20 protein-coding genes are annotated in these 26,000 nt (G+C 50.4%); 9 read left to right on the top strand and 11 right to left on the bottom strand.

What is annotated here, in order from left to right; genetic code table 11:
- The first annotated feature begins 90 nt into the window (after positions 1-90).
- Genes HEM79_RS09490 through HEM79_RS09475 form a run of 4 tightly spaced genes read left to right on the top strand, consistent with a single transcriptional unit; the run spans position 91 to position 3,665 of the window.
- The gene (locus HEM79_RS09490; protein ID WP_176241691.1) at positions 91-693 is read left to right on the top strand and encodes a LemA family protein; all 603 of its coding nucleotides are present in this window, start codon (positions 91-93) and stop codon (positions 691-693) included.
- 13 nt (positions 694-706) lie between these two features.
- Complete coding sequence (locus tag HEM79_RS09485) at positions 707-1,603, top strand: TPM domain-containing protein (RefSeq protein WP_176241692.1); 897 nt, start codon at positions 707-709, stop codon at positions 1,601-1,603.
- A 14-nt stretch (positions 1,604-1,617) separates the two neighbouring features.
- Positions 1,618-2,766: a TPM domain-containing protein gene (locus tag HEM79_RS09480; RefSeq protein ID WP_176241693.1), complete on the top strand. Its 1,149-nt coding sequence runs from the start codon at positions 1,618-1,620 to the stop codon at positions 2,764-2,766.
- Positions 2,763-3,665: a TPM domain-containing protein gene (locus HEM79_RS09475; RefSeq protein ID WP_176241694.1), complete on the top strand. Its 903-nt coding sequence runs from the start codon at positions 2,763-2,765 to the stop codon at positions 3,663-3,665. The genes HEM79_RS09480 and HEM79_RS09475 overlap by 4 nt, the downstream gene beginning before the upstream one ends.
- Before the next feature lie 59 nt (positions 3,666-3,724).
- On the opposite strand, the gene eno is transcribed toward HEM79_RS09475, so the two are convergent.
- The 5 genes from eno to rlmD all read right to left on the bottom strand — a co-directional run bounded on the left by eno (position 3,725) and on the right by rlmD (position 11,446).
- Positions 3,725-5,023, bottom strand: coding sequence for a phosphopyruvate hydratase (eno, locus tag HEM79_RS09470; RefSeq protein WP_000036723.1), 1,299 nt, complete (start codon positions 5,021-5,023; stop codon positions 3,725-3,727).
- Between the two features lie 87 nt (positions 5,024-5,110).
- The gene (gene pyrG / locus HEM79_RS09465; RefSeq protein WP_000210857.1) at positions 5,111-6,748 is read right to left on the bottom strand and encodes a glutamine hydrolyzing CTP synthase; all 1,638 of its coding nucleotides are present in this window, start codon (positions 6,746-6,748) and stop codon (positions 5,111-5,113) included.
- A gap of 227 nt (positions 6,749-6,975) precedes the next feature.
- Positions 6,976-7,767: a nucleoside triphosphate pyrophosphohydrolase gene (gene mazG, locus HEM79_RS09460; protein WP_001071627.1), complete on the bottom strand. Its 792-nt coding sequence runs from the start codon at positions 7,765-7,767 to the stop codon at positions 6,976-6,978.
- A gap of 95 nt (positions 7,768-7,862) precedes the next feature.
- Positions 7,863-10,097, bottom strand: coding sequence for a GTP diphosphokinase (relA, locus tag HEM79_RS09455; RefSeq protein ID WP_021551296.1), 2,235 nt, complete (start codon positions 10,095-10,097; stop codon positions 7,863-7,865).
- Positions 10,098-10,144: 47 nt separating this feature from the next.
- The gene (rlmD, locus tag HEM79_RS09450; protein ID WP_176241695.1) at positions 10,145-11,446 is read right to left on the bottom strand and encodes a 23S rRNA (uracil(1939)-C(5))-methyltransferase RlmD; all 1,302 of its coding nucleotides are present in this window, start codon (positions 11,444-11,446) and stop codon (positions 10,145-10,147) included.
- A gap of 56 nt (positions 11,447-11,502) precedes the next feature.
- Between rlmD and barA the strand changes: the two genes are divergently transcribed.
- Positions 11,503-14,259, top strand: coding sequence for a two-component sensor histidine kinase BarA (gene barA / locus HEM79_RS09445; protein WP_176241696.1), 2,757 nt, complete (start codon positions 11,503-11,505; stop codon positions 14,257-14,259).
- 57 nt (positions 14,260-14,316) lie between these two features.
- Here barA and gudD read toward each other — a convergent pair whose 3' ends face one another.
- The 6 genes from gudD to syd form a co-directional block, all read right to left on the bottom strand.
- Positions 14,317-15,657 carry a glucarate dehydratase gene (gene gudD / locus HEM79_RS09440; RefSeq protein WP_176241697.1) on the bottom strand — a complete coding sequence of 447 codons (1,341 nt, stop codon included), beginning with the start codon at positions 15,655-15,657 and terminating at the stop codon, positions 14,317-14,319.
- Between the two features lie 95 nt (positions 15,658-15,752).
- On the bottom strand, positions 15,753-17,105 hold the full coding sequence (gene gudP, locus HEM79_RS09435) for a galactarate/glucarate/glycerate transporter GudP (RefSeq protein ID WP_000097075.1): 1,353 nt from the start codon (positions 17,103-17,105) through the stop codon (positions 15,753-15,755).
- A 418-nt stretch (positions 17,106-17,523) separates the two neighbouring features.
- Entirely contained in the window at positions 17,524-17,973 is a 450-nt protein-coding gene (locus HEM79_RS09430) for a flavodoxin (RefSeq protein WP_176241698.1), read from the bottom strand.
- Between the two features lie 17 nt (positions 17,974-17,990).
- Positions 17,991-18,773, bottom strand: a complete 783-nt coding sequence (gene truC, locus HEM79_RS09425; protein ID WP_176241699.1) for a tRNA pseudouridine(65) synthase TruC — start codon at positions 18,771-18,773, stop codon at positions 17,991-17,993.
- The gene (locus tag HEM79_RS09420; protein WP_000207006.1) at positions 18,773-19,102 is read right to left on the bottom strand and encodes a YqcC family protein; all 330 of its coding nucleotides are present in this window, start codon (positions 19,100-19,102) and stop codon (positions 18,773-18,775) included. The genes truC and HEM79_RS09420 overlap by 1 nt, the downstream gene beginning before the upstream one ends.
- Before the next feature lie 623 nt (positions 19,103-19,725).
- Complete coding sequence (gene syd / locus HEM79_RS09415; protein WP_176241700.1) at positions 19,726-20,271, bottom strand: SecY-interacting protein; 546 nt, start codon at positions 20,269-20,271, stop codon at positions 19,726-19,728.
- A 67-nt stretch (positions 20,272-20,338) separates the two neighbouring features.
- Between syd and queF the strand changes: the two genes are divergently transcribed.
- The 4 genes from queF (at position 20,339) to sdaB (ending at position 25,935) form a co-directional block, all read left to right on the top strand.
- A complete protein-coding gene (gene queF / locus HEM79_RS09410; protein ID WP_176241701.1) occupies positions 20,339-21,187 on the top strand; it encodes an NADPH-dependent 7-cyano-7-deazaguanine reductase QueF in 849 nt (282 codons plus the stop codon).
- Positions 21,188-21,298: 111 nt separating this feature from the next.
- Positions 21,299-22,663: a nucleotide 5'-monophosphate nucleosidase PpnN gene (gene ppnN, locus HEM79_RS09405; protein WP_000627995.1), complete on the top strand. Its 1,365-nt coding sequence runs from the start codon at positions 21,299-21,301 to the stop codon at positions 22,661-22,663.
- A gap of 557 nt (positions 22,664-23,220) precedes the next feature.
- On the top strand, positions 23,221-24,510 hold the full coding sequence (gene sdaC, locus HEM79_RS09400; protein WP_176241702.1) for an HAAAP family serine/threonine permease SdaC: 1,290 nt from the start codon (positions 23,221-23,223) through the stop codon (positions 24,508-24,510).
- Positions 24,511-24,567: 57 nt separating this feature from the next.
- Positions 24,568-25,935, top strand: coding sequence for an L-serine ammonia-lyase II (gene sdaB / locus HEM79_RS09395; RefSeq protein WP_000626394.1), 1,368 nt, complete (start codon positions 24,568-24,570; stop codon positions 25,933-25,935).
- Positions 25,936-26,000 lie beyond the last annotated feature (65 nt).

Here is a 26,000-nt window from a genome sequence, read left to right as displayed (position 1 = left end):
GGGTTTAAGATAAAAAGGTGAATCAGATCATTAAGGAAATAATGAAACGACGTATTATGTCCTGAGGAATTAAACTAAAGGGATTTAAACATGTTCAGAACATTCATCGTAATTATATTTATTTTCAATTTATCAGGTTGTGGATATAATGATATTCAAACTTATGACGAGCAGGTTAATTCATCCTGGTCAGAAGTTCTGAATCAGTATCAACGTCGCGCCGACCTTATTCCTAATCTCGTCGCTAGTATTAAAGGTTATTCCAGCCATGAAAAAGAAGTGTTGGAAGCCGTAACATTGGCGCGTAGCCAGGCTAATCGCGCCAGCAGCGATCTTCAGCAAGCTCCGGGAGATGCGCAAAAATTACAAACCTGGCAGCAAGCTCAGTCGCAGCTGACACGTACACTCGGTCAGCTAACGATTATTAGTGAGCGTTATCCTGAATTAAAGGCTCAGGAACTCTATCAAAATTTGATGGTACAACTTGAAGGAAGTGAAAACCGAATTGCCGTTGCGCGAGGAAGATATATTAAAGCCATTGAACAATATAATGTTACCATCCGCAAATTCCCCGCTGTATTAACCGCAAAGGTAATGGATTACACACCGAAGAAAAATTATTTGCCAGATGATGTCGCCGCAGTAAGTAAAGCCCCAGCAATAGATTTTAGCCAGAATACTAATGCTCATTAAGCGGAGAAGCCCTATGCGAAATTTTATCTTTCTTATGGCTTTCTTCTGTTCATCTGCGTTTGCCACGCAAATTCTAGTACCTGAAATACCCAAGTATGTAAATGATTTAACTGACACATTGACGAACAACGAAGTAAACACCCTGACCAACCAGATTAAAGCCCTGACGCAAAAAAATCAGGCGCAGCTGGTCGTGTTAGTGGTTGAAACAACAGGCGATGAAACCATAGAACAGTACGCAACGCGGGTATTCGATAGCTGGAAGCCAGGTGATAAAGACCGCGATGATGGCATTCTGCTGTTAGTCGCCTGGCAGGATCATACCGTGCGTATTGAAATCGGTTACGGGCTGGAAGGCGTTATTACGGATGCACAGTCCGGACAAATTATTCGCAACAGTATTATTCCAGCATTTAAAAATGGCGACCTGGCTGGCGGCTTGCAAGAGGGAATCAGCGATATTGAAAGTCATCTGACAGGGGATAATGTAGCAACGATAACACCGACCGATCACCCTTTACCCTTTAGCGGTTGGTGGGCTTTGTTGGCCTGGACGATAGTACTGACCTTTATTTCCGCCAGGGGATATATCAAAACGCTGGGATTGATTTGCTTCGCAGCTGTTGTACTGGCCTTTGTTTTACCTATTGCCGGTTTCAGCGGAAGCTGGGGAGTGCTCGCAACATTACTCTGCTTCGCCACACCATTTCTGGCTGTCGCCATCGCCTTTACCCCTTTCGGCAGAAAAGTGCGTGATTCAATGCGTAATGCCAACCAGCCATCACGTCATACCAGAAGCAATTCTAACTACAGAGATTCGTCGTCATCATCATCCTCTTCTTTCGACAATGACAATTTCAGCGGTGGCGGCGGTTCATCTGGTGGCGGTGGCGCTTCCGGGCGCTGGTAACGAAAGGAATTGCTATGCGTATTTTTATCCTGATTCTGGCGCTATTCGGTTTTCCTGTATTCGCTGAACAAGTGCCATATGTAACGGACTTGACCGGGACGTTAACGCCAGAAGAACAAACAGCTTTAACTCAACAATTACAGACTCTCGAGCAGCAAAACCACTTCCAGGTGGCAGTGTTGGTTGCGCCGACCACAGGGGGCAAAAACATTAAACTTGCAGCCTCGCAGAGCTACGGGGTATATCACTGGAAACCCGTTGGAGAGAAGCGGTACGGCGAAGGTATCTTAATTCTCGCCGTTTGGCCGGAAGGGCGGGCGTCAATGAAGATTGGACATGGACTGGAAGAAATGTTGCCACCAGAACAAGCTTCGCAAATTGTTCGTTACCGTATGCAATCAGAGTTTGAAAAAAACAATCTCTTCGCCGGGTTAACGCAGGGAGTTGAAGGCATAGCTCTGTTTACCCATACCAAAGCGAACCTTAGTCCATTGGATGCTTTAGCCAATCATCTGTTTGCTAATCCGCAACGCTCACTGCCATGTCTTGCCTGGACATTGCTGATGATCGCCATTATTGCCGCCGTCTGGCGCTTCATCGATAATCCCGGACCTGTAATATGGCTTATTTCACTGGCAACCCCCGTCGTTTGGTTTTGCTTCTTTCGTGATGATGTCATCATTCGGCGAATATCTTTCGTATGCATAAGTTTATTGTTTACTGCCAAATGCTGGCGGCGCCTGATGGTGTTTTTTCATATGAGCCACGCATTCTCCATGATGCTGGCACCAAAGAATAAAAACACCAAAGCAATAAAACAAAATACGCCTCTGCAACATCCTAAGTCAGGACGAAATTCATTGTTTGTCGTGCTGCTGATAATTGTTGTGGGATGGTGCCTGGTTTTCGCCAGTAATAAAGATATGGCATTGATATCAACAATTATCGGGCTGACTGATTATTTTATCGGGCCAATAACCATTGCTGGCATCGTTCTGCTGATCATTGTGGCTATATTTACTGGCAATCTTAAACTGGGTTCCAGTGCAAAAAATAACAAAAAAACGGGGAGTCGTGCTGCTCATTCTCGCTCTTCGTCGAGAAATTCTTTTCGTGGCGGGGGCGGATCTTCAGGAGGCGGCGGTTCATCCGGACGCTGGTGATCAATATGCGCTTAATCTTTTTTCTACTCATATTGTGGTGCGTTCCTGTGTTTGCCCAGCAAATTGCTGTACCGGAACTACACCAACAGGTGACCGATCTTACTGATACATTAAGTTCACCTGAGCAACAATCTCTGACACTGCAGTTACAGAAGATTGCACAGAATACGCGGGCGCAGGTCGCTATATTAGTGGTGCCATCCACTGGGGAAGATTCCATTGAACAATATGCAACACGCGTTTTTGATAGCTGGAAATTGGGCGATGCACAGCGTAACGATGGTATTTTACTCCTGGTCGCCTGGGAAGATCATACCGTCCGTATTGAAGTTGGCTATGGACTGGAGGGCGTTGTTACCGACCTGCAAGCGGCAAAGATTATCAGTGATATATTGATCCCCGCGTTCAAAAACGATGATCTTATGGGAGGGTTAACACTGGCCAGCGAAAATATCGGCGCGCTTCTGTTGAATGGTGAATTGCCAGAAGGCAGCGGAAATCATTACAGTATCAAAACTCCAATTCCATTATCGATTGCTGTCATTATTTTACTGGCTGTACTTTCGTATTTTATTATTTTTACCGATCCATCAAATCTACCGTGGATTGCCCTCACTGCCGCAATTTACGGGATGGTATTCCTCTATGCTGCCGAGCCAGGACCATGGACGAATTTAATCGTTGCCTGCGGTATGTTAACGCCTTTTGCGATCGTACCGCTGCTTATCTTCTGGCTTCTGGTGAATAAAAAGTTACGCGCCAAATACAAGAAGCTCGGTAAAGAAAGAGCTTCGAGAAAAGGTTCTTCTTCATCCTCTTCCGGTGGAGGTTCAAGTGGCGGCGGATTTAGCGGAGGTGGCGGTTCTTCTGGCGGTGGTGGCGCGTCCGGCCGCTGGTAACTCAACCATAAAAAATGCCAGCCCGAAGGCTGGCTTTTTTAAATCAGATAAAGTCAGACTTATGCCTGGCCTTTGATCTCTTTACGACCGTTGTACGGTGCTTTTTCGCCCAGAGCTTCTTCGATACGAATCAGCTGGTTGTATTTAGCAACGCGGTCAGAACGGCTCATAGAACCAGTTTTGATCTGGCCTGCAGCAGTACCAACAGCCAGGTCAGCGATGGTAGCATCTTCAGTTTCACCAGAACGGTGAGAGATAACTGCAGTGTAGCCAGCGTCTTTCGCCATCTTGATTGCAGCCAGAGTTTCGGTCAGAGAACCGATCTGGTTGAATTTGATCAGGATGGAGTTAGCGATACCTTTTTCGATACCTTCTTTCAGGATCTTGGTGTTGGTTACGAACAGGTCGTCACCAACCAGCTGGATTTTGTCGCCCAGTACTTTGGTCTGGTATGCGAAACCGTCCCAGTCAGATTCGTCCAGACCGTCTTCGATAGAAACGATCGGGTACTGTTTGGTCAGTTCTTCCAGGAAGTGAGTGAATTCTTCAGAGGTGAAAGCTTTGTTGCCTTCGCCAGCCAGAACGTATTTACCGTCTTTGTAGAATTCAGAAGCTGCGCAGTCCATCGCCAGAGTGATGTCTTTGCCCAGTTCATAACCAGCAGCTTTAACAGCTTCAGCGATTACAGCCAGAGCTTCAGCGTTGGAACCCAGGTTCGGCGCATAGCCACCTTCGTCACCAACAGCAGTGTTCATGCCTTTCGCTTTCAGAACTTTTGCCAGGTGATGGAAAACTTCAGAACCCATGCGGATGGCTTCTTTCACAGTTTTCGCGCCAACCGGCTGAATCATGAATTCCTGGATATCAACGTTGTTGTCAGCGTGCTCACCACCGTTGATGATGTTCATCATCGGAACCGGCATGGAGTATTTGCCCGGAGTACCGTTCAGTTCAGCGATGTGCTCGTACAGCGGCATACCTTTAGCAGCTGCAGCAGCTTTGGCGTTAGCCAGAGATACAGCCAGGATTGCGTTCGCGCCGAATTTGGATTTGTTTTCGGTGCCGTCCAGGTCGATCATGATCTTGTCAATGCCAGCCTGATCTTTGGCATCTTTGCCAATCAGCGCCTGAGCGATCGGGCCGTTAACCGCTGCAACAGCTTTGGTTACGCCTTTGCCCAGGAAACGGGATTTGTCGCCATCGCGCAGTTCCAGTGCTTCACGGGAACCAGTAGAAGCACCTGACGGAGCAGCTGCCATACCGACGAAACCACCCTCCAGGTGTACTTCGGCTTCAACAGTCGGGTTACCACGGGAGTCGATGATTTCACGACCGATGATTTTTACGATTTTGGACATTAGGGTTTCCTCAAGTCACTAGTTAAACTAAAACTCCAGACAAACAACGCGTACCCTGGGTACGCGTTGCCGTTCTAACTTTTTTACTTACTTCGCCTGACGTTTCTGGAACTCGCTGGCGGCTTTCACAAAGCCGGCAAACAGCGGGTGGCCATCACGTGGAGTAGAAGTAAACTCCGGATGGAACTGACAAGCCACGAACCACGGGTGATTCGGAACTTCGATGATCTCGACCAACTGATCATCCCCGGAACGGCCCGCAACGCGCAGACCTGCATCTTCAATCTGTTTCAACAGCATGTTGTTGACTTCGTAACGGTGACGATGACGCTCAACAATTGTCGGCGCATTGTACAGCTGGCGAACCAGGCTATCGTCAACCAACTGGCACTGCTGTGCGCCGAGACGCATGGTTCCGCCGAGATCGCTCTTCTCGCTACGAACTTCAACGTTGCCGTTTTCATCGCGCCACTCGGTAATCAGCGCCACAACCGGGTACTTACAGTCTGGCACAAATTCCGTAGAGTTGGCGTTCTCCATGTTGGCAACATGGCGAGCGTAATCAATTAACGCCACCTGCATACCCAGGCAAATGCCCAGATAAGGAATATTGTTCTCACGCGCAAAGCGCGCGGTAGTAATCATGCCTTCTACGCCACGATAGCCGAAACCGCCAGGTACGAGGATCGCGTCCAGACCTTTAAGGATTTCAACACCGCGCGTTTCAACATCTTGTGAATCGATCAGTTTGATGTTGACGCTGACACGATTTTTCAGCCCGCCGTGTTTCAGTGCTTCAATCACGGATTTATAAGCGTCCGGCAGTTCAATGTACTTACCGACCATACCGATGGTGACTTCACTCACCGGATTCGCTTCTTCAAAGATAACCTGTTCCCATTCGGACAGATCCGCTTCCGGGCAGTTCAAGCTGAATCGTTTACAAATATAATCGTCCAGCCCCTGAGATTTCAACAGGCCCGGAATTTTATAGATGGAATCGACGTCTTTCAGAGAAATAACCGCTTTTTCCGGAACATTACAGAACAATGCAATCTTCGCACGTTCGTTTGCCGGTACGGCGCGATCTGAACGACAAATCAGGATGTCAGGCTGGATACCGATAGAGAGCAGCTCTTTTACAGAGTGCTGAGTCGGTTTGGTTTTGACTTCACCAGACGCTGCCATGTACGGCACCAGCGTCAGGTGCATAAACAGAGTATGTTCGCGGCCAATTTCAACAGCCAACTGGCGAATCGCTTCGAGGAACGGCAGGGATTCAATATCACCTACAGTACCGCCGATTTCTACCAGAACCACGTCGTGGCCTTCGCCACCAGCAAGAACGCGTTCTTTGATAGCGTTAGTAATGTGCGGGATAACCTGTACGGTTGCGCCCAGATAGTCGCCACGGCGTTCTTTACGCAGAACGTCAGAGTAGATACGACCCGTGGTAAAGTTGTTACGGCGGCTCATTTTGGTACGAATGAAACGCTCGTAGTGCCCCAGGTCCAGGTCGGTTTCAGCGCCGTCTTCAGTAACGAACACTTCCCCGTGTTGGATTGGGCTCATAGTACCTGGATCGACGTTGATGTACGGATCCAGTTTCATGATGGTCACATTGAGGCCACGGGCTTCAAGAATGGCTGCGAGGGAGGCTGCGGCAATGCCTTTACCCAGAGAGGATACGACCCCGCCGGTCACAAAAATATAGTTCGTTGTCATGCTGAACCTGAGAAGTTAGGTTGAAAAGACGATGGAATAACCAGGACGGGAAAGCAGTATACCCGAACATGACCTGTGCCACAAACTTTCATTATCCCTCCTCTTCGCCAGCGCACTATTGAAATCAGGAGTGAGAAAATAGCCCCTTTGGGGTAAATGTTTTTGACGCAAATCAATCGCTTGTCATTTAAAAAATGACACAAATCGCGCTTGACCGCGTAATTCCCTTAGAGATCAATTTCCTGCCGTTTTACCTGTTGCCAGACTTCTTCCATTGTTTCGAGGTCAACACCTGTCATTTCCAGTCCACGCGCGGCAACAATACGCTCCACTTCGCGAAAACGACGCTCGAATTTTTCGTTGGCTTTTTGCAATGCAATTTCCGCTTTTGTCCCTAAATGGCGAGCCAGATTGACCGTGGCAAACAACAGGTCACCCATTTCCTCCTCCAGTTTAGCCTGGTCGACAACAGCCTGCCGCGCCTCGTACATCACCTCGTCGATCTCTTCGTAGACTTTATCGACTACCGGGCCAAGCGTCGTCCAGTCGAAGCCAACGTTGGCACAACGTTTCTGGATTTTTTGCGCACGCATTAAGGCCGGTAAACTACGAGGAATATCGTCCAGCGCCGAATGCTGCGCTTTCTGCGCGCGTTCTTCGGTTTTGATTTGCTCCCAACGGACGAGCACTTCACTGCTGTTTTCGGCAGAACTGTCAGCAAAAACATGTGGATGTCGACGCTCTAATTTATCGCTGATTGCAGCGCAAATATCATTAAAGTCAAAGCGCCCTTCTTCCTGGGCCATTTGCGCGTAAAACACCACCTGGAACAATAGATCGCCAAGTTCACCGCGCAGATCGTCAAAGTCTTCGCGGGCAATGGCATCCAGCACTTCGTAGGTTTCTTCAAGGGTATAAGGTGCAATAGAGGCGAATGTCTGCTCTTTATCCCACGGGCAGCCGTTTTCCGGGTCGCGAAGACGCTGCATAATAGTGAGCAAACGGTCGATTTGATTCATTGGAATGTCCTGAAAATTGCGGGTCTGTCAGGTGTAATACCTTCGAGTAAAAGATATCGCTGGATACGGCTGACGCCATATCCAGCTATGTAAGATTAACTCCCGTGCAACCGACGCGCGTCGATAACGTCCGGCACCTGATTGAGCTTACCCAGCACGCGCCCCAGCACCTGCAGGTTATAAATCTCAATGGTCATATCGATGGTTGCCAGTTGCTGTTTGGTATCGCTACGGCTGGCAACGCCAAGCACGTTCACCTTCTCGTTGGCGAGAATGGTCGTGATATCACGTAACAACCCGCTACGATCATTCGCCAGCACACGAACCACCAGCGAATATCCGGCGGAGTAGCTCTCGCCCCATACAGCGTCAACAATGCGTTCCGGCGCATGGGAGCGCAGTTCCGCCAGTTGTTCGCAATCGGCGCGGTGTACTGAGATACCACGTCCCTGGGTAATGAAGCCGACAATCTCATCGCCAGGAATCGGCTGGCAGCAGCGCGCGATATGGTGCATCAGGTTGCCGACACCTTCGACTACCACGCGACCGTTATCTTTACTGCGGTTTTGCGGTGTGTAGCTTTTTTGCTGAAGCTGCTTCAGCGCGGCGGCGTCCTGCTCTTCGGCACTCGGCTTATTAAATTGCGATTGCAGGAAGTTGACCATCTGATTGAGACGGATATCCCCGCCACCAATCGCCGCCAGCAACTCGTCGACATCATTGAAGTTGTAACGCGGCAGCAGATGTTTTTCTGCTTCTTTCAGGCTGATCCCCAGATGTTCCAGCTCGTCGTCAAGGATTTGCCGTCCTGCCAGAATGTTTTTGTCACGATCCTGTTTACGGAACCAGGCGTGAATTTTCGAACGCCCACGGCTGGTTGTGACGTAGCCGAGGTTTGGGTTTAACCAGTCACGGCTGGGGTTCGGCTGTTTCTGGGTGATAATTTCGATCTGGTCGCCCATCTGCAACTGGTAGGTGAACGGCACGATACGCCCGCCAATTTTTGCCCCGATGCAGCGGTGCCCGACATCACTGTGGATGTGGTACGCGAAGTCCAGCGGCGTTGAGCCCGCAGGTAAATCAACCACATCACCTTTCGGCGTAAAGACGTACACCCGGTCGTCAAAGACCTGGCTGCGTACTTCATCGAGCATTTCGCCGGAATCGGCCATCTCTTCCTGCCACGCAATCAGTTTACGCAGCCAGGCAATCCGGTCTTCATGTCCCGAACGCGCGCCGCCAGCAGCCGCGCCCTCTTTATATTTCCAGTGCGCAGCAACGCCCAACTCAGCATCTTCATGCATCTGTTTGGTGCGGATTTGGATCTCAACGGTTTTGCCGCCCGGCCCAAGCACCACGGTATGAATAGACTGGTAGCCGTTTGGTTTCGGGTTAGCGACGTAATCGTCGAACTCATCCGGCAGGTGGCGATAGTGAGTGTGCACTATCCCCAACGCGGCGTAGCAGTCCTGTAAACGCTCGGCGACGATACGTACTGCACGGACATCAAACAGCTCGTCAAAGGCAAGGTTCTTTTTCTGCATTTTGCGCCAGATGCTGTAGATGTGTTTCGGGCGGCCATACACTTCAGCTTTAACGCCTTCAGCTTTCATCTCAGCGCGCAGATGACCGACAAACTCTTCAATGTAGTGTTCGCGGTCGAGACGGCGCTCATGCAGCAGTTTTGCAATGCGTTTGTATTCGGTCGGGTGGAGATAACGGAAGCAGTAATCTTCCAGTTCCCATTTCAGTTGCCCGATCCCGAGACGGTTCGCCAGCGGCGCATAGATATTGGTGCACTCTTTTGCTGCCAGTACGCGTTCATCTTCCGGCGCGTCTTTCACTTCGCGCAGATGAGCAATACGCTCAGCCAGTTTGATGACCACACAGCGGAAATCATCGACCATCGCCAATAACATCCGGCGAACGTTATCGACCTGTTCAGAGGAAACAGAATCGGTATGCGTCGCTTTCAGCTGGCGGATCGCCGCCATATCTCGCACGCCGTGAATAAGGTTGACGACCGACTTACCGACGCTCTCACGCAGCACATCTTCGCTGACGACGTTGGCATCCGCCAGAGGGAACAGCAGCGCCGCCCGCAGCGTGTCAATGTCCATACTTAATGTCGAGAGGATCTCCACCATCTCAACACCACGCCACAATAGCAGACTGGCATCCGGATGCCCCTGCGTCTGCTGCAGACAATACGCCCAGGTTTCGGCTAAGCACTCACACGACTTCTGGCTGGTAATACCCAGACTTGCGATCCATTTTTGCGGATCAAATTCACCAGCCTTATTGATATGTGCACTTCTTACCGCAACCATCGTCCTCTCCTTTAGGGACCAGACCTGCCGAAATCAGCAAATCGCAACTATTTAACGCGCGAGAAAAGTACCATCGATTCCAGATGTCCCGTGTGTGGGAACATATCCAGCATCGCCAGTCGCGCAATGGTATATCCTGCTTTTAATAACGCTTCGCTATCCCGAGCCAGCGTTGCAGGGTTACAGGATACATAAACTATACGAATGGGTTCCAGTTTTATAATTTGTTGCATAACACCTGCGGCACCTGCTCGCGCCGGGTCCAGCAACACTTTATCGAAGCCGCTTTTCGCCCACGGCTGCTTTGTGACATCTTCTTCAAGATTTTCGTGATAAAACGTCACATTTTGTAAGCCATTAAGACGCGCATTCTGCTGGCCTTTTTCCACCAGTGCCGGAACACCTTCTACGCCCACCACGTTTGCCGCACGAGTGGCTAACGGCAGCGTAAAATTGCCCATGCCGCAGAACAGATCCAGCACGCGCTCGTCAGGTTGCACATCCAGCCACTCCAGCGCGCGCGCCACCATTTTCTGGTTCACGCCCGCGTTGACCTGAATAAAATCACGCGGGCTAAAAGTTAAGCGCAACCCGTTTGAGTCATACCAGGGCATCTCACCAGAGACCGTTTCGAGTATCTCACTATCGGGGGCGAGATACAGATCCAGGCCTTCAGAATGCGAAAAGCGTTCCAGTTTTTCGCGATCTGCCGAACTTAGCGGTGCGGTATGGCGCAAAATCATCAGCGTGCCGCTGGTTGCCTGCACCAGTTCAACATGCCCAAGGTGGCGCATTCCCTGTAAGCTCGTCAGACATGCTCTGACTTTGGGCAGCAATGCTTCAAGTTGGGGCACTAAAACAGGGCATTGTTTAACATCAACAATGTCACTGGAACCCGCTTTGCGAAATCCCATCTGGAGCTGTTGTGTTTTCGGCTGAAAGTTCAGACTTAAACGCGCACGGCGCCGATAGCCCCAGGGGACGTCGGCGATCACTTCAGAGACGTCGTGTTTCATTAACCGGGCGAGCGCCGCACTTTTGCTGCGCTGCTGTAAATCCACGCTGGCGTGTTGTTGCTGACAGCCACCGCATACGCCAAAATGAGGGCAGCGTGGCGTTTCGCGTTCCGGGCTGTCGCTTAACCGCCTTACGACTTTAGCGCGGGCATACTGTTTTTTATCTTCAGTAACAGTCACTTCCGCGTTTTCCTGCGGCAATAGCCCGGGGATAAATAACGTTTTGCCGTTATGTCGCGCCACGCCCTGACCAAAAGAGTCGAGGTCGTTGACTGAAACGGTTATGATCTGACGCGTCGTCGTGCGTCGTTTTGCAGAGTAGAATTGCGCCATTGGCGAGACTTTCTCAATTTAACAGTGTGACCTTAATTGTCCCATAACGGAACTCCATGACCAACTACAGCCTGCGCGCACGCATGATGATTCTGATCCTGGCACCGACCGTCCTTATTGGTTTATTGCTGAGTATCTTTTTCGTCGTACACCGCTATAACGACTTGCAGCGTCAACTGGAAGATGCCGGTGCCAGCATTATTGAGCCACTTGCCGTTTCTACTGAATATGGCATGAGCCTGCAAAATCGCGAATCTATCGGTCAGTTAATAAGCGTACTGCATCGTCGCCATTCCGATATTGTTCGCGCGATTTCGGTTTATGATGAAAATAACCGACTTTTTGTCACCTCCAATTTTCATCTTGATCCTTCATCAATGCAGCTCGGCAGCAACGTGCCGTTTCCTCGCCAGCTCACTGTTGTACGTGACGGCGATATTATGATCCTGCGCACACCGATTATTTCCGAGAGTTATTCCCCCGACGAATCGCCCAGTAGCGATGCCAAAAATAGCCAGAATATGCTGGGATATATTGCGCTTGAGCTGGATCTCAAATCAGTTCGCTTGCAGCAATATAAAGAGATCTTTATTTCCAGCGTGATGATGCTGTTTTGTATCGGTATTGCGCTTATTTTTGGCTGGCGCTTAATGCGCGATGTAACCGGCCCAATTCGTAACATGGTGAATACCGTCGACCGCATCCGTCGTGGGCAACTCGACAGCCGGGTGGAAGGATTTATGCTCGGCGAGCTGGATATGCTGAAAAACGGTATCAACTCGATGGCAATGTCACTGGCTGCTTATCACGAAGAGATGCAGCACAATATCGACCAGGCGACCTCCGATCTGCGGGAAACGCTGGAGCAGATGGAAATTCAGAACGTTGAGTTGGATCTGGCGAAAAAGCGCGCCCAGGAAGCGGCGCGTATTAAGTCCGAGTTTCTGGCAAATATGTCACACGAGCTGCGTACACCGTTGAATGGCGTTATTGGCTTTACCCGCCTGACACTGAAAACAGAATTAACACCAACGCAGCGCGATCACCTGAATACCATTGAACGCTCGGCAAATAATTTGCTGGCAATTATTAATGATGTTCTCGACTTCTCGAAACTAGAAGCGGGCAAGCTGATTCTGGAAAGTATTCCGTTCCCATTGCGTAGCACGCTGGATGAAGTCGTTACCCTGCTGGCACATTCTTCTCACGATAAAGGGCTGGAATTAACGCTCAATATTAAGAGCGACGTGCCCGATAACGTAATTGGCGACCCACTGCGTTTACAGCAAATCATCACTAACCTGGTGGGGAATGCGATTAAATTCACCGAGAATGGCAACATTGATATTCTGGTAGAAAAACGTGCGCTGAGTAATACCAAGGTGCAGATTGAAGTGCAGATTCGTGATACCGGCATTGGTATTCCTGAACGCGATCAATCGCGCTTATTCCAGGCCTTCAGACAGGCTGATGCCAGTATTTCCCGCCGTCATGGTGGCACCGGGTTGGGGCTGGTGATCACACAGAAACTGGTTAATGAAATGGGCGGCGATATTTCGTTCCATAGCCAGCCGAATCGCGGTTCTACCTTCTGGTTCCACATTAATCTCGATCTGAACCCGAATATTATCATCGAAGGGCCATCCACCCAGTGCCTCGCCGGTAAGCGTCTGGCCTATGTCGAACCGAACTCCGCAGCAGCGCAATGTACGCTGGATATTTTAAGTGAAACACCGCTGGAAGTGGTTTATAGCCCAACCTTCTCCGCGCTGCCTCCCGCGCATTACGACATGATGTTGTTAGGGATTGCGGTGACCTTCCGCGAGCCGCTGACGATGCAACATGAGCGGTTGGCGCAAGCGGTGTCGATGACCGATTTCCTGATGCTGGCGCTTCCTTGTCATGCACAGGTCAATGCCGAAAAACTCAAGCAAGATGGTATCGGCGCGTGTCTGCTGAAACCCTTAACACCTACGCGCCTGTTGCCTGCCCTGACGGAATTTTGTCATCAAAAACAAAACACGCTTTTGCCTGTTACCGATGAAAGTAAGCTGGCAATGACAGTCATGGCGGTTGATGATAACCCCGCGAACCTGAAACTTATCGGCGCGTTGCTGGAAGATATGGTGCAACATGTGGAGCTTTGCGATAGCGGGCATCAGGCGGTTGAACGCGCGAAACAGATGCCGTTCGATTTGATCTTAATGGATATTCAAATGCCGGACATGGACGGCATTCGGGCGTGCGAACTCATCCACCAGCACCCACATCAGCAGCAAACGCCGGTTATCGCGGTAACGGCACATGCGATGGCAGGGCAAAAAGAGAAACTGCTTGGCGCGGGAATGAGCGATTATCTGGCGAAACCGATTGAGGAAGAGCGATTGCATAATTTGCTGTTGCGCTACAAGCCTGGCAGCGGTATTTCCTCTCGCGTCGTAACGCCAGAAGTGAACGAAATTGTGGTGAACCAGAATGCGACTCTCGACTGGCAACTGGCACTGCGACAGGCCGCAGGAAAAACCGATCTGGCGCGCGATATGCTGCAAATGTTGCTCGATTTCCTGCCAGAAGTTCGCAACAAAGTTGAGGAACAACTGGTTGGAGAAAACCCGGAAGGTCTGGTTGATTTGATTCATAAACTACATGGCAGTTGCGGCTATAGCGGCGTACCACGTATGAAGAATCTCTGCCAGCTCATCGAACAACAGCTACGCAGCGGTACTAAAGAAGAAGATCTGGAGCCGGAGCTACTGGAACTGTTAGACGAGATGGATAATGTGGCGCGCGAAGCCAGCAAAATTCTCGGATAATTAATATTTTATCGAGTAAAAACCGGCTCCAGACAGAGCCGGTTTTTGTTATCTGTCTTAACGCACCATGCAAGGACGCTTGTTATCGAACGTCCAGCCTGGGATCAGGTACTGCATTCCCATCGCATCGTCACGCGCGCCAAGCCCATGTTTCTGATACAACTCGTGCGCTTTCATCACCTGATCCATATCGATTTCTACACCTAACCCCGGTTTCTCCGGCACCTGTACCAAACCGCCTTTGATCTCAAACGGTTCTTTGGTCAGGCGCTGATTACCTTCCTGCCAGATCCAGTGCGTATCAATAGCGGTGATTTTACCCGGTGCAGCGGCTGCAACATGGGTAAACATCGCCAGGGAAATATCGAAGTGGTTGTTGGAGTGTGAACCCCAGGTCAGGCCAAATTCATGGCACATCTGCGCCACTCGCACTGAACCTTGCATCGTCCAGAAATGCGGGTCCGCCAGCGGGATATCGACTGATTGCAGGGAGAGCGTATGGCCCATCTGCCGCCAGTCGGTGGCGATCATGTTGGTTGCGGTTGGCAGGCCAGTTGCGCGACGGAACTCAGCCATCACTTCACGCTCGGAGAAACCTTGCTCCGCACCGCACGGATCTTCTGCATAAGCCAGCGAACCTTTCAGGTATTTACCAATTTTAATCGCTTCGTTCAGCGACCAGGCACCGTTAGGATCGAGGGTAATACGCGCCTGCGGGAAGCGTTTCGCCAGTGCCACGATAGATTCGGCTTCTTCTTCCCCGGCCAGTACACCGCCCTTCAGTTTGAAATCATTAAAGCCATATTTTTCATATGCTGCCTCCGCCAGGCGCACCACTGCATCCGGCGTCATCGCTTCTTCGTGACGCAGGTGATACCAGTCGCATGAGTCATCCGGCTGGCTTTGATACGCCAGCGGTGTAGCGTTGCGATTACCCACAAAGAACAGATAGCCCAGCATTTCGACTTCGCTACGCTGTTGACCATCGCCCAGCAGCGACGCCACGTTAACCCCCAGATGCTGCCCCAGCAGATCCAGCATTGCCGCTTCAATTCCAGTCACCACATGAATCGTGGTACGCAGGTCAAAAGTCTGCAAACCACGCCCGCCAGCATCACGATCGGCAAACGTGTTACGCACCAGCGTCAGAACGTTTTTGTACTCGCCGAGAGTTTTACCCACCACCAGCGGAATCGCATCTTCCAGCGTTTTACGGATTTTCTCGCCGCCGGGAATTTCCCCTACGCCGGTGTGACCGGAGTTATCTTTGATGATCACAATATTACGCGTGAAGAACGGCGCGTGTGCGCCACTCAGGTTCATCAGCATACTGTCGTGACCCGCAACCGGAATTACCTGCATTTCAGTAACAACGGGCGTCGTAAATTGAGAACTCATGTTTATGTCCTTATTCAGAATCAATGACGGCCGAAAACGGGACGTTTACGGTCAGAAATTCAGGAGCCGGGATGTTTGAAATCGGGGTTATCATCTTATTTACCCGCGACAGGTTTCAGCTCAATACGCTTGATATCACCCACCAGCACCAGATAGCTCAGTACCGCGATTAAGGCATGAACCCCAACGTAAATCAGCGCCCCATTAAAGGAGCCCGTCGTGCCAACGATATAACCAATTGCGATAGGTGTGACGATGCCAGAAATGTTACCGAACATGTTGAACAGGCCACCGGAAAGACCGCTGATCTCTTTTGGCGCGGTATCTGCCATTACAGCCCAACCCAGCGCCCCGATGCCCTTACCGAAAAAGGCCAGCGCCATAAAGCCGATGATCATCCACTCAACATTGACGTAGTTACAGAACACCATCACCATCGACAGCAACATGCCCATCACGATCGGCGTTTTACGCGCAATGTTCAGCGACCCCGTGCGACGCATCAGCCAGTCGGAAATAATCCCACCCAGCACACCGCCGATAAAACCGCAAACCGCCGGAACAGACGCAACAAACCCCGCTTTCAAAATCGACATCCCACGCGCCTGCACCAGATAAACCGGAAACCAGGTGATAAAGAAGTAAGTCATAGCGTTGATACAATACTGACCAATATAAACGCCGATCATCATCCGCGAACCTAGCAACTGTTTGATTTGCCCCCACTTCACGCTGAACGGCACTTTAATTTTGGTGTTTTGCTGATCCATATTGATAAGCGCACCGCCCGCAGCAATGTAGTCCAGCTCTTTCTGATTTACGCCCGGATGTTGATTTGGCTCGTGGATGACTTTCAACCAGATAAAACTGATGACAATGCCCAGACCGCCCATAAAGAAGAAAACGTGTGACCAGCCCACTTCATGAGTCAGCCAGCCCATAATCGGCGCGAAGATAACCGTCGCAAAGTATTGTGCGGAGTTAAAAATCGACACCGCCGTTCCCCTTTCCTGCGCCGGAAACCAGGCCGCTACAATGCGACTGTTGCCGGGGAAAGATGGCGCTTCAGCAAGCCCGACCAGGAAGCGCAGCGTAAACAGGGCAACAATAATGCCGAATCCACTAAAGATATCGACAAAGCCTTGCAGCAAGGTAAACATCGACCAGATAAAAATCGACCAGAAGTAGACGCGTTTTGAACCAAAGCGATCCAGCAACCAGCCGCCTGGGATCTGTCCTATTACATAAGCCCATGAGAAAGCAGAGAACACATAGCCCATTCCCACTGGATCAAGGCCGATATCTTTGGCCATTTCCGAACCGGCGATAGAGAGCGTAGCGCGGTCGCCGTAGTTGAAGGATGTGACGATAAACAACATCACCACTATCCAGTAACGAGCATTAGTGCGTTTTTCCACACTACTCGCAGCCTGACTTAAAGAACTCATTGTTGCACTCCTGAAAATTCGCGTTAGCCACGCTCACTCTGGACTGCAATACCGCCAGGAAATCAGAGGTGACGTAGGGTGTTTTTGCCGTTTTTATAGGTCGTTCGCCGAATGCGGCGCGTGTTTATATCTGGCATCAGCAGTATAAAAAGCGCGCCATAGCGGCTCACCGTGCAACAACACAACATTAATGCGTTCAATGAGGCTCGATTTTGGCATTAGCCCTGGACGGTGGAATCAACTTCACGGAAATGAAAACAAGAACAAGAAAGGAAGGGTTATAACGGAGAAATAAAGAAGAGTATGAAATGGATCGCTTGACTCCAGGCAAACGCCAGTAAAAAACCGTCACATTTGCGAGTTTTTACTGGCATTTGCCTGAAAGGATTCGATTCAGTTTGCTTAAAACGGCAATTTGTCAGGACAACAGCGTGCCCCACTGTTCGACCCACGGGTTTGATTCCGTTTCAGGTTCCGGGTGCTCACTGGCGTCAATCAGCAGCATTTCCCCTATCCGCTGCGCACTCTGTTCCTGCAACAACGCATCGAACTGTTTGCCACCGTTGCAGAAATTCACATAGCTACTGTCGCCGAGCGCAATCACGCCATAACGCAGATTCGGCTGAAAACCGAGACTATCTTTGATTCCCTGAAAAAGCGGCACAATGCTGTCAGGAAGGTCGCCTTGCCCGGTCGTGGACGTAACCACCAGAACGTACTTGTCCTGATAGGGCATCCAGTCGCTTAATTCTGGATCTTCAAACACCGTTGCTTTGTGACCCTGCGCGGTCAAAATTGCTTCCGCCTCTTCCGCCACTAACAGCGAGTTTCCGTACATGGTGCCCACAAAAATACCAATTTCCGCCATACCGTTTTCTCCCTGGATTAGGAACTTATCTCACCATCCTGACCTGATGGCGCACTGAACTCAACCCTTTCATTTTCAGGAAGCAGACCACGCCAGCCAAATTGTGATAACGCCTGCATCCAGGTGTCGTCCAGCCCCGCGTGAATAGTCAGCGGTTCGCCAGTGAACGGATGCGTCAATGATAACTGGCTGGCATGTAGCATTAACCGCTGGAGGCCAAAATGTTCAGCCCCGCTGCGATTCTGGCGTAAATCGCCATGTTTGCTGTCGCCAATAATTGGATGACGCAAATGGGCAAGATGGCGGCGGAGCTGATGTTTGCGTCCGGTTTTCGGCTCCAGTTCCACCAGGCCGTAGCGCGTGGTCGGGTAACGCCCGGTTGCGACTGGCATTTCCACCGTCGCCAGACCGCGATAATGCGTTACCGCTGGCTGCGGGCCTTTATCTTCACGGGCAAATTTATCGGCGATTTTGTCCAGTTCTTCCACCAGTGGATAATCCAGCACTGCGTCTTCCATTAGCCAGCCACGAACTATCGCATGGTAACGTTTCTGGATTTGATGCTGTTCAAACTGTTGTGCCAGCAGCCGTCCAGCTTCGCTGGACAGTCCCATCAGCAATACGCCGGAAGTTGGTCTGTCCAGGCGATGCGCGGTAAATACGTGCTGACCAATCTGGTCACGCACGGTTTGCATGACCACCACTTTCTCGTCGCGATCCAGCCAGCTACGGTGGACCAGCCAGCCGGACGGTTTATTTACCGCAACCAGCCATTCATCCTGGTAGAGTATTTCCAGCATCAGTTTGCATCATCCGCAAAAAGAGCATCCAGCTTTTCCAGTTCCGCCAGAATAAGCGTGCGTTGCGGGTGGTCAGTCGCCAGCGCCATTTCATAGTACGGCGCCACGGCAAATGCCCCCGGTAATGGCTGGTTGTTATCTAATAAATCGTGCATCCGTGGAATAAGTACCCACTGCAACCACTCCAGTGGCTCCATGGTGTCCATAAAGAACGGTTGGGTACTGTTGAATTGATGCGGCTGGGGCTCATCGTTTCGCCAGTGCTGATGTTCACGCAGTAACGCTTCAAGCACCTGCAACTGGAGACGAACGCGGTCATGAGTGGTCATAAAGCAACCTCAATAAGAAAAAACTGCCGCGAAGGATAGCAGGAATAAAAAAAGGGAGCACTGTATTCACAGTGCTCCCGGTTCGTTTCGCAGCAATCCAGCTACTTTTGTTGCTCCCTGCTCATCCTTGACAACTTTTCCTCTGGTCTTGCGACCAATCGTTCATCCTGAACTATCGCTTCCTGCTCACACCACCCCGATGTGATACTTCATCCTGAAGTGTCCCTGGCCTTCCTGACCCACCGAATCATCCTGACCGGTTCTCATTCTCCATCCTGGAGGTGTCCTTTAACGCGTCCTGCGTTATCCTCTTCGCTTCATCCAGAAGCCTTTCCCTGAAACACCGTCCTGGCGTGTCCTTCAGAAGTGTCATCATCCTAATGTTCACTTCTATTGTCTGACTCCCTGTCGACGAAGATAGAATCGTCTTTTTCGCTGAGTCTTACAAGGAGCTTACAGACAATGCCTTAAGGATAATTTCATATGAAAGTTAAGAATTAACAAGTAATTTATTGATTTTAAATGGAAATATCGATTCTTATCTCTTTAAGTATTCGCTTATTTCCTGGCGATCTCCTACAGGGTCTGTAAGAGATCTCTCACAACCAGACGGGGTATTTGGATTACAGAAGGGGCTTAAGTTGGTTAAGGAATTCCGCAAGATTTGAGGCTAAATGCATCCGTTTACGCGTTCCCAGCGTCTCTTTGCACACTTCACCAGAGAGATTACACACCGAGATGACCTCTAACTCTTCTTCCAGCGTCGCGATAAATAGCGTGGGCGGCAGTTTTAGCCGTTTCTGAGTCACCAGATGACCAATCAGATTTTCCTGCACCCGACGGAAGTCGTCTTCGCTCCAGGTTTGCAGTAATGTCAGTGAGATATCACCAAACCGGGCATGCATATCCCCGGCAAACTGGGTTGTATAGAAAGTATGAATTGTGGGTTGTATCACAATATCAAACGCCCGTTCAACCGCGTTTACATTTTGTTCACCGGTAAACGGCTGGGGTTGCCAGTATACGGCGTCATCGGTGGTTGAAATAATGCATGGTGAAGGCACGCCATACAGCTCCTCACTTAACGGCCAGCTTTTATGCTCTTCATGCCACGCATCGCAGTAGCGCGCAGTAAAATCTCTTAAGGCTTGTGCGGTCAAATCGTCCACTAATTTCTCTCTTCACTTAAACCAGATACACTTGTCGTTTAGTTTATCTGGTTTATGACGGTGAAACATGTCTTCTTATGCAAACCATCAGGCACTTGCGGGCCTGACTCTCGGGAAATCAACCGATTACCGGGATACCTATGACGCCAGTCTGCTGCAAGGCGTTCCGCGTAGTCTGAATCGCGATCCATTGGGTCTGAAAGCGGATAACCTGCCTTTTCACGGTGCGGATATCTGGACGCTGTATGAACTTTCCTGGCTGAATGCCAAAGGTTTGCCGCAGGTCGCTGTCGGTCATGTTGAACTTGATTACACCAGCGTAAATCTGATTGAGTCGAAGAGTTTTAAGCTCTATCTCAACAGCTTTAACCAGACGCGTTTTAATCACTGGGACGAGGTGCGCCAGACGCTGGAACGAGACTTAAGCACCTGCGCCCAGGGTAAAGTTAGCGTGGCCTTATATCGTCTTGATGAACTGGAAGGCCAGCCGATGGGTCATTTCAATGGCACCTGCATTGATGACCAGGATATCGCTATCGATAACTATGAATTTACCACTGACTATCTTGAGAATGCCGCCAGCGGTGAAAAAGTGGTGGAAGAGACGCTGGTTAGCCACCTGCTGAAGTCAAACTGCCTGATCACCCATCAGCCAGATTGGGGTTCGATCCAAATTCAGTACCGTGGACGCAAAATTGACAGGGAAAAACTGCTGCGTTATCTGGTTTCTTTCCGTCATCACAACGAGTTCCATGAGCAATGCGTAGAGCGTATTTTCAATGACCTGCTGCACTTCTGCCAGCCAGAGAAATTAAGCGTCTATGCGCGTTATACCCGTCGTGGCGGCCTGGACATTAACCCGTGGCGTAGCAATAGCGACTTTGTCCCATCGACGACCCGACTGGTACGACAATAAATTTTTTCTCATTTTTGCGTACTGGATTCACGCATAGAGTTGTGAAAGGCCATCAGGCAGGGCTATTGTAATCAAAGGGAATGACGATATTCGTCCCATAAGGAGTTTTTCTTGATTACACATATTAGCCCGCTTGGCTCCATGGATATGTTGTCGCAGCTGGAAGTGGATATGCTTAAACGCACCGCCAGCAGCGACCTCTATCAACTGTTTCGCAACTGTTCACTTGCTGTTCTGAACTCCGGTAGTTTGACCGATAACAGCAAAGAACTGCTGTCTCGTTTTGAAAATTTTGACATTAACGTGCTACGCCGTGAACGTGGCGTTAAGTTAGAACTGATCAACCCCCCGGAAGAAGCTTTTGTCGATGGGCGCATTATTCGCGCCTTGCAGGCCAACTTGTTCGCTGTTCTGCGCGACATTCTCTTCGTCTATGGGCAAATCCATAACACCGTTCGTTTTCCAAACCTGAATCTCGACAACTCTGTCCACATTACTAATCTGGTCTTTTCTATATTGCGTAATGCTCGCGCACTGCATGTCGGCGAAGCGCCAAATATGGTTGTGTGCTGGGGCGGCCACTCAATCAACGAAAACGAGTATTTGTATGCCCGTCGCGTCGGAAATCAGCTGGGTCTGCGTGAGTTAAATATCTGCACCGGTTGCGGCCCGGGTGCGATGGAAGCACCGATGAAAGGCGCGGCAGTGGGTCACGCTCAGCAGCGTTACAAAGACAGCCGTTTTATTGGTATGACAGAGCCGTCAATTATCGCCGCTGAACCGCCTAACCCGCTGGTCAACGAATTGATAATCATGCCGGATATCGAAAAACGTCTGGAAGCATTTGTGCGTATCGCTCACGGCATCATTATCTTCCCAGGCGGTGTGGGTACGGCAGAAGAGTTGCTCTATTTGCTGGGAATTTTGATGAATCCGGCAAATAAAGATCAGGTCTTACCGCTGATCCTCACCGGTCCGAAAGAGAGCGCCGATTACTTCCGCGTACTGGACGAGTTTGTCGTGCATACGCTGGGAGAAAACGCCCGCCGCCATTACCGCATCATTATTGATGACGCTGCTGAAGTCGCTCGTCAGATGAAAAAATCGATGCCGCTGGTGAAAGAAAATCGCCGCGACACCGGTGACGCTTACAGCTTTAACTGGTCAATGCGCATTGCGCCAGATCTGCAAATGCCGTTTGAGCCGTCTCACGAGAACATGGCTAATCTGAAACTGTACCCGGATCAACCCGTTGAAGTGCTGGCTGCTGACCTGCGTCGTGCGTTCTCCGGTATTGTGGCGGGTAACGTGAAAGAGGTCGGTATCCGCGCTATTGAAGAGTTTGGTCCTTACAAAATCAACGGCGATAAAGAGATAATGCGTCGTATGGACGACCTGCTTCAGGGTTTTGTCGCCCAGCACCGTATGAAGTTGCCTGGCTCAGCTTACATCCCTTGCTACGAAATCTGCACGTAATCTCCCCTCCCCCGGTAACGTTTGTTGCCGGGTTTTCTCTTTTTTTGGTCACTCACTCACCAATCCATTTCATTTGTTATCTGAATGTTTCAACGCATCATAAGACACTTAATATCACCAATATTAATATGTCATACAATTTATATTGCAACGCAAACGTTTACCTGCTTTCATAAACCGCATTTTATTACTGTGAAAAAGAAATTCTTATCATGATTAACTAAAAGTATTGATTTTTTCAGTTCAACCTACATATATTGCGCGCCCCGGAAGAAACCAGATATCGTTTAGTGGGAAAATATTGCCCTTAAATTCTCTTTTACTTTTGATTTACAGAGTAAAGAGTTGGGATTATCTATCTTCTAAGTAGATTATTGTATTTGAGATCAAGATCACTGATAGATGCATAACTTGCGTGTATCTTTCCGCCCTCAAATTATTACGGCGGAAAATGATTAAGCCATCGCCGATAGACAGATTTCATTTTTACGGCCAGGCACCTTCCCGGGCTGAACTGGCTAAAAGCTGAATTATTTGCATTCCTCCAGGAGAAATAGATGGAAACGACTCAAACCAGCACGATTGCGTCGAAAGACTCTCGCAGTGCCTGGCGCAAGACAGACACCATGTGGATGCTGGGCCTGTACGGCACGGCAATCGGCGCGGGTGTACTGTTCCTGCCAATCAACGCCGGTGTTGGCGGTATGATCCCGCTGATCATCATGGCCATCCTTGCGTTCCCGATGACGTTTTTTGCTCACCGTGGCCTGACTCGCTTCGTACTGTCTGGTAAAAACCCGGGCGAAGACATCACCGAGGTAGTAGAAGAACACTTTGGTGTTGGCGCAGGTAAGCTGATTACTCTGCTGTACTTCTTCGCTATCTACCCGATCCTGCTGGTTTATAGCGTGGCAATCACCAACACGGTTGAAAGCTTCATGTCTCACCAGCTGGGTATGACGCCGCCGCCGCGTGCGATTCTGTCGCTGATCCTGATCGTGGGTATGATGACCATCGTTCGCTTCGGTGAGCAGATGATCGTTAAAGCGATGAGTATTCTGGTATTCCCGTTTGTTGGCGTACTGATGCTGCTGGCTCTGTACCTGATCCCGCAGTGGAATGGCGCAGCTCTGGAAACGCTGTCTCTGGATACTGCATCAGCAACCGGAAACGGTCTGTGGATGACCCTGTGGCTGGCAATCCCGGTAATGGTGTTCTCGTTCAACCACTCTCCGATCATCTCTTCTTTCGCCGTTGCGAAGCGTGAAGAGTACGGTGATATGGCAGAACAGAAATGCTCGAAGATCCTGGCATTCGCACACATCATGATGGTGCTGACCGTAATGTTCTTCGTATTCAGCTGCGTACTGAGCCTGACTCCGGCAGACCTGGCTGCAGCAAAAGAGCAGAACATCTCGATTCTGTCTTACCTGGCTAACCACTTTAACGCGCCGATCATCGCGTGGATGGCTCCGATTATCGCGATTATCGCTATCACCAAATCCTTCCTCGGTCACTACCTGGGTGCGCGTGAAGGCTTCAACGGTATGGTGATTAAATCTCTGCGTGGTAAAGGTAAGTCTATCGAAATCAACAAGCTGAACCGTATCACTGCGCTGTTCATGCTGGTAACGACCTGGATTGTTGCTACGCTGAACCCGAGCATCCTGGGGATGATTGAAACCCTGGGCGGCCCAATCATCGCGATGATCCTGTTCCTGATGCCGATGTACGCAATCCAGAAAGTACCGGCAATGCGTAAGTACAGCGGTCACATCAGCAACGTATTCGTTGTCGTGATGGGTCTGATTGCTATCTCCGCAATTTTCTACTCTCTGTTCAGCTAAATCCTTTCGCGCCGCTTTCGGGCGGCGCTTCCTCCGTTTTAACCCGATGAATTTCCTATGATTAGCGTATTCGATATTTTCAAAATCGGCATTGGCCCTTCCAGTTCCCATACCGTTGGACCAATGAAAGCGGGTAAACAATTTACCGACGATCTGATTGCCCGTAACTTGCTAAAAGACGTGACCCGTGTGGTGGTTGATGTCTACGGCTCGCTCTCTCTGACCGGTAAAGGCCACCACACGGATATCGCCATTATTATGGGCCTGGCGGGTAACCTGCCCGATACCGTGGATATCGATTCCATCCCTGGTTTTATTCAGGATGTGAATACTCACGGTCGCCTGATGCTGGCAAACGGTCAGCACGAAGTCGAGTTCCCGGTTGATGAATGCATGAACTTCCATGCCGACAACCTTTCTCTGCATGAAAACGGTATGCGCATCACCGCGCTGGCGGGCGATAAAGTCGTTTACAGCCAGACTTACTACTCCATCGGCGGTGGCTTTATCGTTGATGAAGAACATTTTGGTCAGCAGGATAGCGCACCGGTTGAAGTTCCTTATCCGTACAGCTCAGCAGCCGATCTGCAAAAGCATTGTCAGGAAACCGGGCTGTCACTCTCTGGCCTGATGATGAAAAACGAACTGGCGCTGCACAGCAAAGAAGAGCTGGAACAGCACCTGGCGAACGTCTGGGACGTGATGCGCGGCGGTATTGAGCGCGGCATTTCCACCGAAGGCGTGCTGCCAGGCAAACTGCGCGTTCCACGCCGTGCGGCGGCGCTGCGCCGGATGCTGGTCAGCCAGGACAAAAACACCACTGACCCGATGGCGGTTGTTGACTGGATCAACATGTTCGCGCTGGCGGTGAACGAAGAGAACGCTGCGGGTGGTCGCGTGGTGACTGCACCGACTAACGGCGCGTGCGGGATTATCCCGGCAGTGCTGGCGTACTACGACAAGTTTATCCGTGAAGTGAACGCTAACTCACTGGCTCGTTACCTGCTGGTGGCAAGCGCCATTGGTTCTCTTTATAAGATGAACGCCTCGATTTCTGGTGCCGAAGTCGGCTGCCAGGGCGAAGTTGGCGTTGCGTGCTCTATGGCAGCGGCGGGTCTGGCAGAACTGTTAGGCGCAAGCCCGGCACAGGTATGTATCGCGGCAGAAATCGCAATGGAACATAACCTCGGCCTGACGTGTGACCCGGTTGCCGGACAAGTACAGGTGCCGTGCATCGAGCGTAACGCCATTGCGGCAGTGAAAGCGGTGAACGCCGCGCGTATGGCGCTGCGCCGTACCAGCGAGCCGCGCGTCTGCCTCGACAAAGTTATCGAAACCATGTACGAAACAGGTAAAGATATGAACGCCAAGTACCGCGAAACGTCTCGTGGTGGCCTGGCGATGAAGATTGTTGCCTGCGATTAATCTCTCTCCAGAGGCCTCGTTTTGCGAGGCCTCTTCCTGTTTTCTCATCCAGCCGTAGCCTCTTC

This window comes from Escherichia sp. 93.0816 (assembly GCF_013368855.2).
GTDB classification, from domain to species: Bacteria; Pseudomonadota; Gammaproteobacteria; order Enterobacterales; family Enterobacteriaceae; genus Escherichia; species Escherichia ruysiae.
Note: the sequence above shows the minus strand (reverse complement) of the source record. Positions and strands in the feature narration are given on the sequence as shown.